The 15,833-nt window shown below is 61.3% G+C and carries 23 protein-coding genes; 11 read left to right on the top strand and 12 right to left on the bottom strand.

Translation table 11 applies throughout. The features are described 5' to 3' along the window. Positions 1-235 precede the first annotated feature (235 nt). Positions 236-1,123 (top strand): DMT family transporter, encoded by an 888-nt coding sequence (locus AC0JZ8_RS10610; RefSeq protein ID WP_113109872.1) that lies wholly within the window; start codon positions 236-238, stop codon positions 1,121-1,123. An 83-nt stretch (positions 1,124-1,206) separates the two neighbouring features. On the opposite strand, the gene AC0JZ8_RS10605 is transcribed toward AC0JZ8_RS10610, so the two are convergent. Further along, on the bottom strand, positions 1,207-1,761 hold the full coding sequence (locus AC0JZ8_RS10605; protein ID WP_471892460.1) for a transglutaminase-like cysteine peptidase: 555 nt from the start codon (positions 1,759-1,761) through the stop codon (positions 1,207-1,209). A 221-nt stretch (positions 1,762-1,982) separates the two neighbouring features. Here AC0JZ8_RS10605 and AC0JZ8_RS10600 point away from each other — a divergent pair, with 221 nt between their 5' ends. From AC0JZ8_RS10600 to AC0JZ8_RS10590, 3 genes are all read left to right on the top strand, one after another. Next, on the top strand, positions 1,983-2,330 hold the full coding sequence (locus AC0JZ8_RS10600; protein ID WP_062582620.1) for a hypothetical protein: 348 nt from the start codon (positions 1,983-1,985) through the stop codon (positions 2,328-2,330). A gap of 202 nt (positions 2,331-2,532) precedes the next feature. Further along, positions 2,533-2,694: a hypothetical protein gene (locus tag AC0JZ8_RS10595; RefSeq protein ID WP_162734750.1), complete on the top strand. Its 162-nt coding sequence runs from the start codon at positions 2,533-2,535 to the stop codon at positions 2,692-2,694. A 177-nt stretch (positions 2,695-2,871) separates the two neighbouring features. Then, positions 2,872-3,447 carry a transglycosylase SLT domain-containing protein gene (locus AC0JZ8_RS10590; RefSeq protein WP_062455153.1) on the top strand — a complete coding sequence of 192 codons (576 nt, stop codon included), beginning with the start codon at positions 2,872-2,874 and terminating at the stop codon, positions 3,445-3,447. Positions 3,448-3,482: 35 nt separating this feature from the next. Here AC0JZ8_RS10590 and AC0JZ8_RS10585 read toward each other — a convergent pair whose 3' ends face one another. Beyond that, positions 3,483-3,911 (bottom strand): L,D-transpeptidase, encoded by a 429-nt coding sequence (locus AC0JZ8_RS10585; RefSeq protein WP_471892459.1) that lies wholly within the window; start codon positions 3,909-3,911, stop codon positions 3,483-3,485. Between the two features lie 198 nt (positions 3,912-4,109). Then, positions 4,110-4,499, bottom strand: coding sequence for a RidA family protein (locus AC0JZ8_RS10580; protein ID WP_062582616.1), 390 nt, complete (start codon positions 4,497-4,499; stop codon positions 4,110-4,112). A 180-nt stretch (positions 4,500-4,679) separates the two neighbouring features. On the opposite strand from AC0JZ8_RS10580, the gene AC0JZ8_RS10575 reads away from it, so the two are divergent. Then, on the top strand, positions 4,680-5,720 hold the full coding sequence (locus AC0JZ8_RS10575; RefSeq protein WP_471892458.1) for a phytanoyl-CoA dioxygenase family protein: 1,041 nt from the start codon (positions 4,680-4,682) through the stop codon (positions 5,718-5,720). 42 nt (positions 5,721-5,762) lie between these two features. Here the strand turns inward: AC0JZ8_RS10575 and AC0JZ8_RS10570 are convergent, their stop codons facing one another. The 5 genes from AC0JZ8_RS10570 to galE form a co-directional block, all read right to left on the bottom strand. Continuing rightward, entirely contained in the window at positions 5,763-6,386 is a 624-nt protein-coding gene (locus tag AC0JZ8_RS10570) for an alpha/beta hydrolase (RefSeq protein WP_471892457.1), read from the bottom strand. Between the two features lie 11 nt (positions 6,387-6,397). Beyond that, positions 6,398-7,327, bottom strand: coding sequence for a VOC family protein (locus tag AC0JZ8_RS10565; RefSeq protein WP_471892456.1), 930 nt, complete (start codon positions 7,325-7,327; stop codon positions 6,398-6,400). A gap of 143 nt (positions 7,328-7,470) precedes the next feature. Then, positions 7,471-8,163, bottom strand: coding sequence for a uracil-DNA glycosylase (ung, locus tag AC0JZ8_RS10560; RefSeq protein ID WP_062582608.1), 693 nt, complete (start codon positions 8,161-8,163; stop codon positions 7,471-7,473). An 11-nt stretch (positions 8,164-8,174) separates the two neighbouring features. Continuing rightward, positions 8,175-8,570 (bottom strand): VOC family protein, encoded by a 396-nt coding sequence (locus AC0JZ8_RS10555; RefSeq protein ID WP_113109866.1) that lies wholly within the window; start codon positions 8,568-8,570, stop codon positions 8,175-8,177. Positions 8,571-8,582: 12 nt separating this feature from the next. Next, positions 8,583-9,572: a UDP-glucose 4-epimerase GalE gene (gene galE / locus AC0JZ8_RS10550; RefSeq protein ID WP_471892455.1), complete on the bottom strand. Its 990-nt coding sequence runs from the start codon at positions 9,570-9,572 to the stop codon at positions 8,583-8,585. Positions 9,573-9,765: 193 nt separating this feature from the next. Here galE and AC0JZ8_RS10545 point away from each other — a divergent pair, with 193 nt between their 5' ends. Continuing rightward, entirely contained in the window at positions 9,766-10,122 is a 357-nt protein-coding gene (locus AC0JZ8_RS10545; RefSeq protein WP_062582604.1) for a YbaN family protein, read from the top strand. A gap of 1 nt (position 10,123) precedes the next feature. Here AC0JZ8_RS10545 and AC0JZ8_RS10540 read toward each other — a convergent pair whose 3' ends face one another. From AC0JZ8_RS10540 to AC0JZ8_RS10530, 3 genes are read right to left on the bottom strand one after another with little or no spacing between them, the layout of a single operon-like run. After that, positions 10,124-10,906 carry a heme ABC transporter ATP-binding protein gene (locus AC0JZ8_RS10540; protein WP_471892454.1) on the bottom strand — a complete coding sequence of 261 codons (783 nt, stop codon included), beginning with the start codon at positions 10,904-10,906 and terminating at the stop codon, positions 10,124-10,126. A 22-nt stretch (positions 10,907-10,928) separates the two neighbouring features. Then, positions 10,929-12,023: a FecCD family ABC transporter permease gene (locus AC0JZ8_RS10535; protein ID WP_471892453.1), complete on the bottom strand. Its 1,095-nt coding sequence runs from the start codon at positions 12,021-12,023 to the stop codon at positions 10,929-10,931. Then, on the bottom strand, positions 12,023-12,922 hold the full coding sequence (locus AC0JZ8_RS10530) for a heme/hemin ABC transporter substrate-binding protein (RefSeq protein WP_471892452.1): 900 nt from the start codon (positions 12,920-12,922) through the stop codon (positions 12,023-12,025). Before AC0JZ8_RS10530 ends, AC0JZ8_RS10535 begins: the two co-directional genes overlap by 1 nt. Positions 12,923-13,083: 161 nt before the next feature. Between AC0JZ8_RS10530 and hmuQ the strand changes: the two genes are divergently transcribed. Together hmuQ and hutX are read left to right on the top strand one after the other, a co-directional pair. Further along, on the top strand, positions 13,084-13,431 hold the full coding sequence (gene hmuQ, locus AC0JZ8_RS10525; RefSeq protein WP_174196304.1) for a heme-degrading protein HmuQ: 348 nt from the start codon (positions 13,084-13,086) through the stop codon (positions 13,429-13,431). Between the two features lie 8 nt (positions 13,432-13,439). Continuing rightward, positions 13,440-13,964 (top strand): heme utilization cystosolic carrier protein HutX, encoded by a 525-nt coding sequence (gene hutX, locus AC0JZ8_RS10520; RefSeq protein ID WP_471892451.1) that lies wholly within the window; start codon positions 13,440-13,442, stop codon positions 13,962-13,964. A gap of 78 nt (positions 13,965-14,042) precedes the next feature. On the opposite strand, the gene AC0JZ8_RS10515 is transcribed toward hutX, so the two are convergent. Next, a complete protein-coding gene (locus AC0JZ8_RS10515) occupies positions 14,043-14,285 on the bottom strand; it encodes a hypothetical protein (protein WP_062455136.1) in 243 nt (80 codons plus the stop codon). 245 nt (positions 14,286-14,530) lie between these two features. On the opposite strand from AC0JZ8_RS10515, the gene AC0JZ8_RS10510 reads away from it, so the two are divergent. The 3 genes from AC0JZ8_RS10510 (at position 14,531) to AC0JZ8_RS10500 (ending at position 15,690) form a co-directional block, all read left to right on the top strand. Then, entirely contained in the window at positions 14,531-14,821 is a 291-nt protein-coding gene (locus tag AC0JZ8_RS10510) for a hypothetical protein (RefSeq protein ID WP_062455134.1), read from the top strand. Between the two features lie 128 nt (positions 14,822-14,949). Further along, complete coding sequence (locus AC0JZ8_RS10505; protein ID WP_062455132.1) at positions 14,950-15,342, top strand: DUF983 domain-containing protein; 393 nt, start codon at positions 14,950-14,952, stop codon at positions 15,340-15,342. A gap of 99 nt (positions 15,343-15,441) precedes the next feature. Then, positions 15,442-15,690 carry a hypothetical protein gene (locus AC0JZ8_RS10500; RefSeq protein ID WP_139283784.1) on the top strand — a complete coding sequence of 83 codons (249 nt, stop codon included), beginning with the start codon at positions 15,442-15,444 and terminating at the stop codon, positions 15,688-15,690. Positions 15,691-15,833: the final 143 nt, after the last annotated feature.

The raw sequence follows: 15,833 nt of genomic DNA, 5'->3' as shown, positions 1-15,833 counted from the left end.
TCTCCCACAAGGGCGCTCGTCCGAAACCGCGCCGGACCCGCCCCTGCAAACGCGCGCATCTATAATGCCTTGGCCCGAGGAAAGCGACCTGTTTGTGAATGCTGGACGGTTTTTGCGTGACAATTTGCAAATTCCCACGCTATGGCCCACGCCAAGCGTTCCGGCCAAGGTCGGCGCCGACGAAAGACGATAGGGCAAGGACGGGCCGTCGATACGGCACGCGGAGGAGATTATCGTGTACCGCAGAGCCTATATCTTCCTGATCGTCGCGACGCTGTGCTGGGGCGGCAATGCGGTCGCGGGCAAGCTTGCCATCGGTCATATCAGCCCGATGCTCCTGACCTTCTGGCGATGGGCGTTCGCGACCGTCATCATTTTCGCGATCTCCATACCCGATCTTCGCCGCGATTGGCCCGTGATCCGGTCGAACCTGCCGCTTCTCGCCTTTCTCGGCCTCGTCGGCTACGTCGTCTTTAATGCGGCGCTCTACACCGCGGTCAATTACACCACGGCGATCAACGTCACCGTCGAGCAGACGCTTATTCCGGTGCTGATCTTCCTGTTCAATTTCGTGCTGTTCCGGATGAAAGTATCCTGGCTGCAGATCGTCGGCTTCGCGCTGACCCTGATGGGCGGGCTTTTGACGGCAGCCCATGGCGACCTGTCGACCATCGTCACGCTCAGCGTCAATTTCGGCGATGCGGTCATGATGATCGCGATCGTCGCCTATGCGGTCTATACGGTGGCGCTGCGTTTTCGCCCGGCCATCAGCTGGCGCAGCCTGATGGCAATCCCGGCGCTGTTCGCCCTGCTCGGCAGCATTCCCGCCGCCGCGTGGGAATATTCGGCTGACCGAATGATCTGGCCGGACGCCAACGGCTGGATCATCGCAGTCTACACCGCCGTCTTCGCATCGCTGATCGCGCAGGTGCTCTACATCCGCGGCGTCGAGGAGATCGGTGCCAACCGGGCTGGCCTGTTCATCAATCTGGTGCCGGTTTTTGGCACCCTGCTTTCGGTGATCGTGCTTGGCGAAAACCTGCAGGCATTCCACATCGTGGCGCTGGTTCTGGCGCTTGGCGGCATAGCCATCGCAGAATGGGGAAAGCCCGCACAGCGATAGACGCGGGCGGGCGACAACTTGGAAAAAAAGGGCCGGCAGCGTCAGGGCACGTCGACGCCACCGGCCAGCAGGGTCAGTGAGCTTTAGATATCGTAATGGCCGGCAGTTGCAGCTGGCTCAGGCAGAGCATCGCTAGCCTTCGTGGTCTCGGTCATCGTCTGGGCAGTCCTGTCGACCGTCAGGCCGCCATGCGAGAGCACGATGTCGCCGCGCGGCGTTGCAACAACCAGGACCCGTTCGATCCGGCCCTCGTCGTTGAGAGCGTAGCCGATCGTCAGGTTGCGGCTATCCCAGCCGATGGAAACGAGACGGTCGCGCTTGAGATCGGCGCAATCGAGGCAGAGATCCTGATCGACCGCGAGGTCGCCGGTGAACGTGTCGAGATAGCCGTCGACGGCTGCAAGCGTGCCGTCGACCGCGTCGTTGACGCGCTTCAGCTCAACGGCCTGGTCGATGGTAAATTCGGAAATCGTCTTGGAGCCTTCAGCGCCATGGGTACGGTTCTGGGCGACCTGAATGTGGAGAGCGGAAACGCCTGAGAGCGAGCGGGCAAACGAGCCCGGACCTGCAGCATTGGCTTCCTTGCCTGCAACCAGCGCGGTCAGTACGATCGCGGAAATGATGAGCTTCTTGATCATGGCCCGTACCCTGTTTGGCGGATGGCTCTGTTGCCACCTCGTTTCGTTATGGGACGACCATACGCACCCAGGTTTGCGGCGCGCTTAAGCGAATAGATGCAATTTTATTGAAATCCATTTTTTTCCCGCGCTGGCACACAAAAGGAATTGGCGCGCAATAGGAACCAACTGCACCTGGGGCGGTTTGGTAACTGTGAGGACAACAAGAAGGAAACATTCCCATGAGCATTAAACTATTCACCGTCGCAGCCCTTTCGCTCGGTCTCGCAACCTCGGCTTTTGCACAGACCAGCGGCTCCGGTTCGGGCGGCAATGACGGATCCGGAAGCACCGGCAAGTCGATGCCGATGTCCGGTGTCGAACAGACCGCGCCGACAACGTCGCTGCCGGGCGTGGATTCGTCCTCGACCAACAGCACATCCGGCACAACGCCATCGACCAACTGCCAGGCAGGTACGATGAAGGATCCGGGCGTGGCTTCCGGCAACAACTCCAATCCGGGCGCCAGCACCAACACTGGTACCGCCGGTGGAGCCATGATGACCATGGAAACCAATCCAACTTGCTGATCGCCCTCTGGCGTATCGCAGACATGATCAAGGCCGCTCCATTGAGCGGCCTTTTTCTGTCGTTATCGGGGCTTCCGCGAACGCCCCTGTTACTGCGCTATAAAACTTCTCTGCGCAGCTGGTGTATGTGAAAACATACTCATGAATTGGAGAGATCTTCGTGCTATGTGTGCGGGCCGAGGCAACGGATCGGGCAACCTGGATGAAGCCGATGATCAACCGCATTTTATGGGCGCTGGCAGCCCTCGCCTACGGTGTCGCCACCGTGGTCGCGTTTATAGTGCTTTTGCCCGCAGCGCTGATCCAGTCAGCCTTCTCGAAAAAAGCGACGGTCGAGGACCGCGAAAGATACCTCGACGATTAGTCCTCGTCTCCGCAACCCCTTCAATGTCGACGATCGCAAACCATCGCGCCGAGGCGAGCACGTGGAGCCTTTTGGCTGCTTTCCGGGCCGTTAAACTTTTCGTTAAGTTTTGGTGGCATTGTTCCAATCTGAAACCTCAGAGATAGAGCCTTAAGTCCAAGCCTGAAAGAACGCGCGATGCGTAATGCGTTTTACATCGCCCTTCTGATGATGTCCCTCACGGCTTGCGCCTCCGCGCCGAGCCGGATCGGAGATGCCTGCGCGATTTTCGAGCAGAGAGACGGGCTTTTCAACAACTGGGCCCGCCAGGCGCGCGCGGCAAGCCGCGAATACGGCGTGCCGGTCCCGATCCTCATGGCGACGATCTACGTCGAGTCGAGTTTCCGCGCCCGCGCCCGCCCGCCGCGCAAATATGTGCTCGGCATCATCCCGTGGGGCCGTATCTCTTCGGCCTATGGCTACGCACAGGCGCTGGACGGAACCTGGGACGGTTACCGCAAATCGACGGGTCGCTGGGCCGCCAGCCGCAGTGACTTCGGCGATGCCATCCGCTTTGTCGGCTGGTATCACCACCAGAGCCATATCCGGAACAACATCCCCCTCAGCGATACCTACAACCTCTACCTCGCCTACTATACCGGCCACGGCGGCTATGAGCGCGGCCAGTTCGGCGGCGGGGTTCGCCAGACCGCAAAGAAATCCGCCGCCATGGCAGCCAGATACGAGGCGCAACTGCGCCGTTGCGGATACTGAACCTTGGTTCCCGTGCACGCTAAGCTGCACACGGCCTAATAGCCGACGACGATGCGGGTGTTAGCGGTTCCATACCGGCTCGTCGGCGCGAAAAAGGTTGCGGCATTTTCCGGATGCAGCCTGATACAGCCATGGGAGGCTGGTCGACCGAGGCGCTTGGTATCGAACGTCGCATGCACGGCATAGCCGCCATTGTAGAACACGGCGAACGGCATCGGCGCGTTGTCGTACTTGCGCGACCTGTGGCTCCTCGACAGCCATTTTGCGCTCCAGCTGCCGAGCGGCGTGCTGTAGCCTTTCCGAGCGGTCGATACCGGCCAGCGGTAGACATCAACACCATCTTCGCTCACCGTCATCGTCTGGGACGACAGGCTGACGCTGGCGACCAGGCCGGCGGACAGTGCCGACGACGCAAAGACAAGCGCGCACGAAAACAGTGCAGCTCCAACCATGTAGTGGCGCATGAAATGTCCCCCGGAAAGCCCCTTACCCTGAAAAGACATCATCACTTTGCGAGAAACGTTTCAATATAGTCTAGCGTGCCCGTCGTTGATTATTTTGAATTTTGTTTAATCGGCACAGTAAATTTCGAAAAAAAGCCATCAACTGACAAGATTATTACCATTTGATCCTGATAGTATCGTGGCAAAGCGAGATCCGCCCTAAAATACCTTTGCAGCCGTCACCTCGACCTCGACCAGAAATTCCGCGCGGGTGAATCCGCCGACGATGATCAGCGTCGAGACTGGCTTTGGGTCGAGCGTGAAACGATCGCGCACCGCCATGTAGGCCTGGAAGTCCTCGCGCCTCGTCACGAAGCCGGAAATGCGGATGACGTCGGCATAGGTCATCTTGGCCTCGTCAAGGATCGCCCCAATCGCCTTAAAGCAGAGTTCTGCCTGGGCGGTAACATCGGCCGGGATCGCATCGTCAAGGCCAATGCCGAGCTGGCCCGAGGTGACCAGCAGACTGGCGCCTGGCGGCACGAGCAGACCGTGATTGTAGGCGCCGAACGGCTGACGGACGGATGGCGGATTGAATGTCGTCTTCATCGAGGAGTGCTACTCTCTTCAAAGCATGGCAATGGCGCACTAGACCTCTCAACGGCCGACGCTGCAAGCCAACCCTCCCCTGAAAACGAGCCTGGGACGGGGCAAAGAGCAGGCGACCTGATCCCTTGCGGCCTCAATGCCTGATGGTATGATCGCAGCGACGAAGATACGGGGTTGGGGATGGCGCAGCAAACAATTCAATGGTGGCGCTATCCGCGGCTGGCGCTTGGCATTCTTGGCAGCGACAAGTCGTTTCGCAAAAACCCGCTGATCGGCCATCCGCACCTGAACGAGCTTGGCCTGCATCGGGAGCGGGTGCGGATAGCCGCTCGGATGGCAGACTACCGTCGCCGCATCCTGGGGTCACAGGTCAGACCGGAGGAACGCAGCGCGTTTGATCGCGACGGGTTCGTGATCCGGCAAAACGCATTGCCGCAGGACGTCTTCCTGCGCATCCGCGATTTCCTCAAGAGCGAGCCTCTGCCGGCACGCGAGATGCGGCAGGGACAGGCGGTGACGCGGATGATTCCGATCGGCCCGACAGCGCTGAAGCGCCTGCCGGATCTGGCTCGCTTCAGCCACAATCAGTCGATCGCCGGCCTCCTGCGCTATGTCGGCGGTGCCGGCGGCGATCCGATCCACTTCATCCAGACGGTGATTGCCGAACCGGCGCTGGCCAAGGCCGATCCGCAGACCGCACTGCACGCGGACACGTTTCACTCGACCTCCAAGGCCTGGCTGTTTCTCGATGATGTGGAGGCGGACAACGGTCCCTTCGTATTCGTGCCGGGCAGCCACAAGCTGACGGAAAAGCGGATCGAATGGGAATATCGGCAAAGCCTGATCGCCAGTACGGACAACCGCGCCCATCACGCGGACGGATCATTCCGCATCACGCCGGAAGAGCTGACCACGCTTGGTGATTTCGAGCCGAAGAAGGTGACTGTGCCGGCCAATACGCTTGTCGTTGCCGATACCTATGCGTTCCATTCGCGCGCGGTCAGCTTCAAGCACACGATGCGGGTGGAGCTGCATGCCTATCACCGCACCAATCCGTTCTCACCGCTGCCCTTCTCACCGCTGAGCCTGGTTCCCGGCCTGCACGACCGGCGCCTCGATCTCTATCTGGGCCATTCCGACCGCAAGGCAAAGCGCGCCGGCAGAAGGCCGACATGGCAGGATGTCGGAGAGTGCACGGCCTATTCCGAGCCGCATATCTGACAGATCGCCGAGCCGGCGGATATGCGGGCTCGGCTGATCTGTTTACTCGCTACGGGCGCCGTAGGGCGCCAGGAACGTCTTGATCGCTTCGATCTCGTTCGGGCGGATCTCGTGACCGCTGGCATGCCATTCCAGCGTGACCTCGTCACCGGCCGCGCGGAGATAACCAGCGAGTGCCTGCGTCTGCGGGACCGGGCAGATGGGATCCCGCTCGCCGGCCGTGATCAGCACATGCGCCTTTTCGCCCGTCGTCCGCGCAGGCGGCGTGAACGGGATGAGCGGATGCATCAGCACGCCCGCCTCGAACAGGCCGGGCCTTTCGATCATCACATTGGCAAGAATGTTGGCACCGTTCGAAAATCCGAGGCCCAGCACGGTCGAGGATTCGTAGCGGTCGCGATTGGCCTCCACGAATTCCGTCATCCGCCTGGTGGCGCGGGCGAGATCGTCGAGATCGTAGACCCCTTCCGCCTTGCGTCGGAAAAAGCGCGCAGCCCCATGCTCGGCGACGTCGCCGCGCGGAGAGACGATCGTAGCACCCGGCACGAGCCGGCTCGCAAAATCGAAGAACTGGTTCTCGTCGCCGCCGGTGCCATGAAAGGTGAACAGGATCGGCGCACCGGGAGCACCGGGCCGCGCCCGGTGCACATAACTGTCGAAACTCATCGTCACTCTCCTTAGGCCAGCGGTTCCAGGTGCTCCTCCAGCGTCGAGCGCAGATGCTCGTGCTGGGTCGGCAGCTTCAGGGCCTCGCCCAGATGCGCGGTATCCTCGTCGCGGTCGAAACCGGGTTCATTGGTCGCGATCTCGAACAGCACGCCGCCGGGGGTGCGGAAGTAGATGGCCCAGAAGTAATCGCGGTCGATCACCGGCGTGACCTGGTACCCCGTATCCATCAGTGCCTTGCGGACTTCGAGCTGCTTTTCACGGTTCTCAACCGCAAAGGCCAGGTGATGCACGGAGCCTGCCCCGAGACGGGCGCCCGCAATGTTCGGCATTGTCTCGACGTCGATGAAGTCGGCGCCGTTGCCGCCGGGCATGCCGAAGCGGGTGACACCGTCTCTCGCATCAACCTGTTCATAGCCCATGAACTTCAAAAGCTCGGCATTGGCACCGTCGTCGCGCAGTCGGAGCGATGCGGAATGAAAGCCGCGGATCGCTTCGTCGGCACCGACGCCGTTGCCCGTCCACTGGGCGCGGTTGTCATCCTTGACTTCGACCAGTGCGAAACCGTCGCCGTCGGGACCTGCAAACTGCAGGCGCTTTTCGCCGAATGCTTCATCCGCCTTCAAACCATCGGCACCGGCTTTCGTCAGGCGATCCGTCCAGTAGCCAAGCGAGCCCTGCGGTACGGAGAACACGGTTGTGCCCACCTCGCCTGAGCCCGGGCGGCCCCTGGCGATATGCGGAAACGGGAAATAGGTCATGACCGAGCCGGGCGTGCCGATTTCGTCGCCATAATAGAGATGATAGACGTCAGGCGCATCGAAGTTGACGGTCTTCTTGACCCGGCGCAGGCCGAGCGTATCGGTGAAGAACCGGTTGTTGGTGGACGCGCTGGCCGCCATCGACGTGACGTGGTGGAGGCCCTTGATCTGGGTAATCATGTCAAACCCCTTTTCAATTTGTCGGCTCGGGAGCGAGCCGTTGTCTGGGGTGATAATTGGGGATCGGATGCGAATTGGATAGAGGATCACATCCGAACGGATTGTTCATTTTTCGTTGACGAGGTGGCCTAAGCGTTCACCACTCAGACGTTTTCCGGCAGCTGCCAGTCGACAGGATCCTTGCCGATGGACTGCAGATACTCATTCGCCTTGGAAAACGGCTTCGAGCCCAGAAACCCGTTATGGGCCGAGAGCGGCGACGGGTGGGCGGACTTGATGACGAGATGCCGTTCCTCATCGACAAAGGCCGCCTTCTTCTGGGCATAGGCGCCCCAGAGAATGAAGACGACGCCGTCGCATTCCTCGTTGACGGTGCGGATGACAGCATCGGTGAAGCGTTCCCAGCCCTTGCCCTGATGCGCCGCAGCCTTGCCCTCTTCCACGGTCAGCACGCTGTTCAAAAGCAGCACGCCCTGTTCGGCCCAGTGCTCAAGGAAACCGTGCTTTGCCGGCGCGATGCCGAGATCTGCTTCCATTTCCTTGTAGATGTTGACGAGTGACGGCGGGATACGAACACCGGGCCGGACGGAGAAACACAGGCCATGCGCCTGGCCTTCCCCGTGATACGGGTCCTGTCCGAGGATCACCACCTTCACCTCATCGAGCGGCGTCAGGTCAAGTGCGCGGAAATACTCCGAACCCTTTGGAAAGATGAGCTTTCCCGCCTTCTTCTCGGACACAAGGAAGCTCTTGAGATCCGCCATATACGGATCCTCGAACTCGGTTTCGAGCGCGAATTTCCAGGTTTCCTCGAGCTTGATATCGCCGTCCGCCATGCAGGTGTCCTTTAGGTGAAACGTCCGCCGCGCTGGATGACTTCGGTCCTGTAGCCATCCGGATCGGTGACGAAGAAGAATTTCGCAAACGGCCGGCCCTCATGCGGCATGTCCGCAAGCTTGCCCACCGTCAGGCCCAGTTCGGAGAAGCGCTTGTGTTCCGCCTCGACATCCTCGACCGTCACCGCCAGATGGCCGTAACCGTCTCCAAGGTTGTAGGGTTCAGAACGATTGCCGTTGACCGTCAGTTCCAGTTCGAAACCGGTTTCGAGATTGGAGAGGTAGATCAGCGTGAACCCTGCGAACGGCCGGCGATCGGCGACCTTCAGGCCGAACGCCTTGTCGTAGAACTCGACCGAGCGAGCTTCGTCCAGCACGCGGATCATCGAGTGCACCATCTTTGCCATGAGGGGCGCTCTCTATTGGAGGATGTGGTTGGACTTGGAGTGCCAGTCCCAGGCGGAGCGGATAATGTCTTCCAGGGAATATTGCGGCTCCCAGCCGAGCACGGCCTTGGCCTTGTCGTTGTTGGCGACGAGCGAGGTGGAATCGCCTTCGCGGCGGCCGACATATTCGACCGGGAACGGCTTGCCCGACACATCGGAGATGGCGTCCAGCAGTTCCTTGACAGTGGTGCCGGTGCCGGTGCCGAGATTGAGCTCGACCGTATCGCCGCCGGCGAGCAGGTAATCGACGGCGCGGACATGCGCGTCGGCCAGATCGAGAACATGGATATAGTCGCGGACGCAGGTACCATCACGCGTGTCGTAATCGTCGCCGAACACCTTGAAGCCCTGACGGCGGCCAAGCGCTGCCTCGATGGCAAGCGGGATCGCATGGGTTTCGGGCGTATGCCATTCGCCGATCCGGCCTTCGAAATCGGCACCGGCCGCGTTGAAATAGCGCAGCATGACCGATTTCAGGTCCTTGTAGGTGCCGTAGTCCTTCAGCGCCTGCTCGATGATGAATTTGGTGCGGCCGTAAGGGTTGATCGGCGCCTGCTTGTGAGTCTCGTCCATCGGCACCCGGTCTGGAAGACCGTAAGTTGCGCAGGTCGAGGAAAACACGAAGGCCTTCACACCGGCATCGATCGCGGCCGACAGAAGCGTCAGCGCACCAATGACATTGTTGTCGTAGAAGCCGACCGGGTTCTTGACGGATTCGCCCACTTCGATCAGCGCGGCGAAATGCAGGATGGCGTCCGGCTTGTGCTTGGCGAGCACTTCGTCGAGCCGTGCACGGTCGCGGATATCGCCCTGTTCGAGCTCGCCCCAACGGACAAATTCCGTGTGGCCGTTGGAGAGATTGTCGAAAACGACGGGCTCGTAACCCCGGTCCGCCAGAACGAGGCACGTATGGGACCCGATATACCCTGCCCCACCAACGACAAGCACCTTTTTCTTAGACATCATCGCTCCTGCTTCTTCGAAATCGGCGGCACTATACCGACAGGGTTTCAAATGGGAAGGGTAGAGGCCATATCAGGGGTCCCGCTCCCCATGGCAGAACACCAGACAGCATCCCCGTGCAGTTGATTCTTTACATGAAGACGGGCGCCGCGAACTTGTCTATCCTTGTCAGCAGATTCCCGTAGGTCCTTTGATGCGTTACATCTTTCTCAGTCTCGGCTGGCTGTTCGTGGGGCTTGGCGTGATCGGCGCCTTCCTGCCGATCCTGCCGACGACGCCGTTCCTGCTGCTGGCCGTCGCCTGCTTTGCGCGCTCGTCGCCAAAGCTGGAGGCATGGCTGATGGACCATGAGACGCTGGGCCCGCCGCTCAGGAACTGGCGCGAGCGCGGCGCTATTTCGCGACGGGCAAAGGTCACGGCGATCTCGCTGATGGCCGTCAGCTATACCGGCTTCTGGTTCGGCTCGCACCCGGCAGCCTGGCTCGCCATTCTGGTCGCCGCGCTGATGATCGGCCCGGCCATCTTCATGCTGACGCGACCGGACGCCTGAGCTAGCGATGCCGCGACTGCGGCAGAACGTAAGGCACATGCGCTGCCGGCACGCGACCGACGGCACCGGCGATGCCATAGACGGAAGCAATCATCTCGTCGCTCACGGTGGCATGGCACGGACCTTCCGCCACCACGCAGCCGTGGTTCAAAACCACCAGATGGTCGGCAAATTCCGCAGCGAGGTTGAGGTCGTGCAGGATGGCGAGAACCATGCCGCCGGCAGCCGCAAAATCGCGGGCCGTTTCCAGCACCGAGATCTGGTGGCCGAGATCGAGGCTGGCTGTGGGCTCGTCGAGGAACAGCGCGCACGGCACGCCGTCGACCACCGCCCTTGGCACCTGCGCCAGCGCGCGGGCAAACTGGACGCGCTGCTGCTCGCCGCCCGACATCGACGGATAGGGCCGGCTTTCGAAACCGCGCAGGCCCACCCGTGCCAGAGCCTTGCGCGCTTCCTCTCCCGGATTGAGCGAACCGTTGGCAACCGCACCCATGCGGGCGATCTCCAGCGCCGAGAAAGGAAAGGCCAGCTGCGTCGCCTGCGGTAGCACCGCTCGGCGCCTCGCCAGATCGACCGGCTTGCAGGCCGCCACATCGGCACCGTAATAGGAAACATGCCCGCTATCCGGCACCATCTCGCCGGACAGGACCTTCATCAGCGTCGATTTTCCGGCACCGTTCGGGCCAATCACCACGCTGAAACGGCCGGGCTCCAGCGTCAGGCTGACGCTGTCGATCAGCTTGCGACCGGCGCGGCTGACGGTGACGTTTTCTGCCCTGATCATGCCCGTCCTCGTCGTATGCCCCTCATGGCAGGTCCCGCATGCCGATGCCGATGCCGTTGCGTCCGATCAGCAGGAACAGAAAGACCGGCGCGCCGAACAGCGCCGTAATCACCCCGATCGGCAGTTCCGCGGGGGCCGCAACGGTGCGGGCCACGGCATCGGCGATCAGCAGAAGCGCGCCGCCGCCGAGCGCCGAGCCCGGCAGCAGAAAACGGTGCGACGGCCCCATCGCAAGGCGCAACAGATGCGGCACCACGATCCCGACGAAGCCGATCGAACCGGCGACGGCAACCGTGGAGCCGCAGGCGGCAGCGACCGCGACGATGACGATCCGCTTCAGCCGCTGCACCGGCACGCCCATGTGGAAGGCTGCCGCATCGCCGAGCACCAGCGCATCGAGACCGCGCGCCACGAAGGGGATGATCGCCATCACGAAGACGATAGACGGAAGGATCGACAGCACCCGCCCGTAGGTGGCACCGCCGAGGGAACCGAGGCTCCAGAACGTGATGTCGCGCAACTGCCGGTCATCGGCCATCACGATCAGAAGGCCCATGAAGGCGCCCGACAGGGCACCGATCGCGATGCCGCAAAGGATCAGCGCCGTGGTCGAGGTTCGCCCGTCGCGGGTGGCGATGACGTAGAGCATCCAGGTGTTGATCAAGCCGCCGAAAAACGCCATCAGCGGCAGGAATTGGTTTCCGAGCAGCATCGAGACCGGGGCAAGCACCGTGCCGCCGAGCACGATCGCCAGCACCGCCGCAAGGCCTGCACCTGATGTGACGCCGACGATGCCGGGATCGGCAAGCGGATTGCGAAACAGGCCCTGCATCATCGCACCTGAGACAGCCAGCCCCGCGCCGACCAGAAGGCCGAGCGCCGTGCGCGGCAGGCGGACGGCTTCGAGGATGACCCGTTCCTGGGTGGTGAGCCTGTCACCGTTGCCGGTCAGGTAGGCGAAGAGATCGCGAAGGCCGACGCCGGTCGGGCCGACGCCGAGCGACAGAAGGCAGGCGGCGATCAGGAGCACCACGAGAAGGACGATGACCAGCACGCCCTGCGACGTGCGATCGCCCTCGCCCGTGTTGCGAAACGGCATGGCCAGCGCCTTCATCATCAGTGCATCGCATCCGGATAGAGTTTTTCGGCAAGCGCCCGGCCGGCCTCGGGCGTTCGCGGACCAAAGCTCAAGAGCAGCAGGCCGTCCATCGAGATTAGCGACTTGGACGCGGCGGCCGGCGTCGTCTGCATCGACGGCAGCGCGAACATCTCATCCGGCGTGGTCGAATGGTCGCCCCGCGACATGGAGAGGATCACATCAGGAGCCGCGGCAATCACCGCCTCGTCGGACAGCGGCTTATAGCCCTTGATCGAGGGCGCGGCATTGACGCCACCCGCCATCTCGATGATCGCGCCGGCTTCCGTATCGGCACCCCCCGCCATCAGCCGCCCGTTGGCGACGGAGAGAACGAACAGCACCTTCTTCTTTTCGCCGGCAATCTTCACCACATCGTCAGCGAGCGCCTTCAGCCCATCCTCGGTCTTTGCGGCGAGTACCCCCGCCTTGTCGCCAAGGCCGACGGCCGCACCGACGTCGCGGATCTTCTGGCCGATCTTGTCCGCAGCCGGCGGCGTCGGGATGACCACGACAGGGATCTCGCTGGCCGTAAGGATTTCCAGCACCGGTGGCGGACCGGACCCCTCTTCCATCAGAATGAGATCCGGTTTCTGGCCCAGAATGCCCTCGGCAGAGAGTGCCCTGATATAGCCGACGTCAGGCTTGGAATTTGCGGCGGCAGGATAGGAACTGGTGGAATCTCGCGCTACAATACGGTCCTCGGCGCCCAGATCGTAGAGGATTTCGGTGATCGTGCCGCCGATCGAAACGATGCGCCGGGCGTCCGGATTGCCCGTTTCCGATGCCGTGGCGCTGCTGAATGCGACAGCGGACGTGACGACGGCAAGCGCAAGCAGATGTGCAAACCTTGGTGAGGAAACCCGGAGAGAGAAAACCATGAGACCCGCCCTTGTGATACCAGAGGGCAAACTCGGTTGCGATGCGATCCGCCCCAGCCGCCCTATAACTTGAGTTGACTAGACAAGTTTTTTCCGGTTTTCAAGACAGGCATCAAGAGATAACTTGAGTGCGAAGTGAAACTTATGTGAGGATTGATTCCATGTACATCGCCATGAACCGTTTCCGCGTCGTGCCGGGCTTCGAGCAAGCGTTTGAAGACATGTGGAAAAGCCGCCAGGGCCGGCTTGCCGAAGTGCCAGGCTATGTCGAGTTTCACATGCTGAAGGGACCGAAGGCCGACGATCACACGCTCTATGCCTCCCACACGATCTGGGAAACCGTTGAGCATTTTCTGGCCTGGACAAAGTCCGAACAGTTCCGCGCTGCCCATGCCAATGCCGGCCAGAACCGCGGCAAGGTCGAATACCTCTCCGGCCCGCAGTTTGAAGGTTTCGAAGTCATCATCAGTGAAGACAAGAACGGCGTCCGCGCCGCCGACGCAGCCTGAGGTCCGCAATGGACACCCACTCGGAGATCGCGCCCGACCGCCGCGAACGCGCGCTCAAAGCCCTCTCAGAAAAGCCCGACGGCGTCATTGAATCGATTGCAGCAGGCGCCGATGTGACGGCGGCAGAAATCCTGGCAGTCCTGCCGGAGGGGTCGGCCGTCATTGCCGGCAAGGAACGCTTCGACGAAATCTGGTCGGAGCTGACCACCTGGGGCGTCGTGCTGTTTCTCGTTCACACGGAGGACGTGGTGGCCGAGATCGACGGCATCCTTCCGGCCGGATCGGAAAGCCACGGCTGGTTCAACATCCACGGCGACAGCCCGATCGGTGGCCACATCCGCAAGGACAACTGCGCCTCGATCACCTTCGTCGACCGTGCGTTCCATGGTCGCCGTTCCTGCTCGGTCTGGTTCATGAACCAGAAAGGCGCCGCCATGTTCAAGGTTTTCGTCAAGCGCGACGCTGGCCGCGAACTGATGGCGGATCAGCTGGTGAAATTCGAGGCTTTGCGCGATCGTTACGCGAGCCTGTGAGTGATGTAGGTTCGGATTGGATATTTTCCGAACCTACACGATTTGCGCAGCAGCGCAGACTCATCAACCACAGGCTCCTTAAAGAGCCGGCACCCATTTCCAGAACACGCCTTCCAATCTTTCCGGATAATATTTGAACTCGCACTCGAGTTTTCGGCCGTAGGTTTCGGCCTGCGACAACGCCTCGGCACTGACAGGGCTCATGCCCGTCCCTGGCGCAAACCAGTCTTCCAGAAGATCTTCCGGCACATAGATGCCGGTCCTCAGAGGCAACGCCGTTAAGGCAGCATCGAGTTCTGCGGGTATCGTCCGTGGCGCCATTGTTTCATCCCTTCGATCGTTGATTGGAATCGAGCTCGATCTGTGAGCTTTCAGGAGGTTGTCCGTTTACAAGAATGCCCCACTGACACCGTTGCGTCGAGAAGAAATGGCGCCCGCGGTTCCCGCTCGCCCGCTGCCGACGGCATGAGCGCACAGGCAGAATGGTTCAATCTAGCCAAAAGCGCTCTGGACCCTAAGTTGGATAGAGGTGGGTGCAGTGTGTGCTAACCAATGAGGATAATGTCATGAAAATCGTCGCCTTCTCTGCCGGCCTTCTGGGACTTGCCCTGGCGCTCAGCAGTTGCACGACCGCCGGCGCCAGTGGCGGCGGATCTGACATTGCCCCGATCAAGGGGAGCATCACCTATGGCGGCCAGCCGCGTTCGAAGCTGACCAAATCCCCCATCGGCAGCACGTTTCCGCATGAGTTCATCGACCAGTTCGGCGACCGGGTGAGCGAGACCTATGTGATCGAGCCGGACCGCAGCCTGCGCATCATCGATCGGCACGTGATTTCAGAGTCCTTCTCCGACTAGAGGGCGCCCTGCGATCGACTTTCGTCGGGCGAGGCAGATTGACGCGCCTCACGCGCGCCTCTTGTGGGTTGCAGCCGTTGCACTTATTCCGTGTCGGGTAGATCGACATGGCATGATTGGGAGGCAACATGGCAGACGACGGGAACTGGGCGCCGCTTTCGCCTTACGCAACGGGCGTGCGAGGGCGCTGCCCGCGCTGCGGCCAGGGCCATCTCTTCAAGGGCTTTCTGACGATCAGGCCGCGATGCGAAGCGTGCGGGCTTGATTACGCCTTTGCGGATCCCGCAGACGGTCCGGCGTTCTTCGTCATCTGCTTTGCCTGCGTGCCCTCGGTGGCACTCGCAGTGTGGATCGAGACGGTGTTTTCGCCGCCGTTCTGGGTGCATCTTCTCATCTCTCTCCCCTTCCTGCTTCTGACCTGCATCCTGCCGTTGCGACCGCTGAAAGGCTGGCTTGTCGCCAGCCAATATATCTACCGGGCGCGGGAGGGCAGATTGCAAGGAAGCCCGAACGACGTCTGATTCTGGTGCGACCGGGTGGTCTCCGACTGCCGCTCGTCGCGCGAGTACCGGAACAATTTCCCGCGCCAACCATTCGACATGACAAGCAAGGAGCCTGTCATGCCGGAAATGCAAGAGACTGAGACGGAAGCACAGCGGCGGTCGCTGGCGCTTGAGGGCGCAATGCTGCTGATGATCGACGGCCTTGCCGCAAGAGGCACCATTTCGGTGGATGAGGCAGAAGACATGCTTCGCATCCTGTCCACAAGCTCCGACGGATCGGCCCTCCGAGCCAACAATTCCCTGCGCGTCGTCAACCAGCTGAAGCGGTTGCGCCGGGGCGATGGCAGTGCAGCGCCCGGCGCCTGAGGCGGACTCACATCTGTCGACGCAGAGATCACGTTTTCAGGAACCTTTTTTACGCCTCACCGTTCACCTCCCAACAGCAAAAGGAGACACTATCATGAATAGCATCGTATGGTTGGTAGGCGCAGTCGTCATCGTAATCGCGG

The organism is Velazquezella soli, assembly GCF_977018685.1.
The sequence above is the reverse complement of the archived record's forward strand: the minus strand, read 5'-3'. Positions and strand labels throughout refer to the sequence as shown.

Coding starts and splice junctions, on each gene's coding strand:
- AC0JZ8_RS10540 (WP_471892454.1), bottom strand. CDS start 10,906: ATGATCAGGGCAGAAAACGTCACCGTCAGCCGCGCCGGTCGCAAGCTG.
- AC0JZ8_RS10585 (WP_471892459.1), bottom strand. CDS start 3,911: ATGCGCCACTACATGGTTGGAGCTGCACTGTTTTCGTGCGCGCTTGTC.
- AC0JZ8_RS10555 (WP_113109866.1), bottom strand. CDS start 8,570: ATGGCAAAGATGGTGCACTCGATGATCCGCGTGCTGGACGAAGCTCGC.
- AC0JZ8_RS10570 (WP_471892457.1), bottom strand. CDS start 6,386: ATGAGTTTCGACAGTTATGTGCACCGGGCGCGGCCCGGTGCTCCCGGT.
- AC0JZ8_RS10575 (WP_471892458.1), top strand. CDS start 4,680: ATGGCGCAGCAAACAATTCAATGGTGGCGCTATCCGCGGCTGGCGCTT.
- galE (WP_471892455.1), bottom strand. CDS start 9,572: ATGTCTAAGAAAAAGGTGCTTGTCGTTGGTGGGGCAGGGTATATCGGG.
- AC0JZ8_RS10535 (WP_471892453.1), bottom strand. CDS start 12,023: ATGATGAAGGCGCTGGCCATGCCGTTTCGCAACACGGGCGAGGGCGAT.
- AC0JZ8_RS10545 (WP_062582604.1), top strand. CDS start 9,766: ATGCGTTACATCTTTCTCAGTCTCGGCTGGCTGTTCGTGGGGCTTGGC.
- ung (WP_062582608.1), bottom strand. CDS start 8,163: ATGGCGGACGGCGATATCAAGCTCGAGGAAACCTGGAAATTCGCGCTC.
- AC0JZ8_RS10565 (WP_471892456.1), bottom strand. CDS start 7,327: ATGATTACCCAGATCAAGGGCCTCCACCACGTCACGTCGATGGCGGCC.
- AC0JZ8_RS10595 (WP_162734750.1), top strand. CDS start 2,533: ATGAAGCCGATGATCAACCGCATTTTATGGGCGCTGGCAGCCCTCGCC.
- AC0JZ8_RS10510 (WP_062455134.1), top strand. CDS start 14,531: ATGAAAATCGTCGCCTTCTCTGCCGGCCTTCTGGGACTTGCCCTGGCG.
- hmuQ (WP_174196304.1), top strand. CDS start 13,084: ATGTACATCGCCATGAACCGTTTCCGCGTCGTGCCGGGCTTCGAGCAA.
- AC0JZ8_RS10500 (WP_139283784.1), top strand. CDS start 15,442: ATGCCGGAAATGCAAGAGACTGAGACGGAAGCACAGCGGCGGTCGCTG.
- AC0JZ8_RS10590 (WP_062455153.1), top strand. CDS start 2,872: ATGCGTAATGCGTTTTACATCGCCCTTCTGATGATGTCCCTCACGGCT.
- AC0JZ8_RS10605 (WP_471892460.1), bottom strand. CDS start 1,761: ATGATCAAGAAGCTCATCATTTCCGCGATCGTACTGACCGCGCTGGTT.
- AC0JZ8_RS10600 (WP_062582620.1), top strand. CDS start 1,983: ATGAGCATTAAACTATTCACCGTCGCAGCCCTTTCGCTCGGTCTCGCA.
- AC0JZ8_RS10505 (WP_062455132.1), top strand. CDS start 14,950: ATGGCAGACGACGGGAACTGGGCGCCGCTTTCGCCTTACGCAACGGGC.
- AC0JZ8_RS10580 (WP_062582616.1), bottom strand. CDS start 4,499: ATGAAGACGACATTCAATCCGCCATCCGTCCGTCAGCCGTTCGGCGCC.
- hutX (WP_471892451.1), top strand. CDS start 13,440: ATGGACACCCACTCGGAGATCGCGCCCGACCGCCGCGAACGCGCGCTC.
- AC0JZ8_RS10515 (WP_062455136.1), bottom strand. CDS start 14,285: ATGGCGCCACGGACGATACCCGCAGAACTCGATGCTGCCTTAACGGCG.
- AC0JZ8_RS10530 (WP_471892452.1), bottom strand. CDS start 12,922: ATGGTTTTCTCTCTCCGGGTTTCCTCACCAAGGTTTGCACATCTGCTT.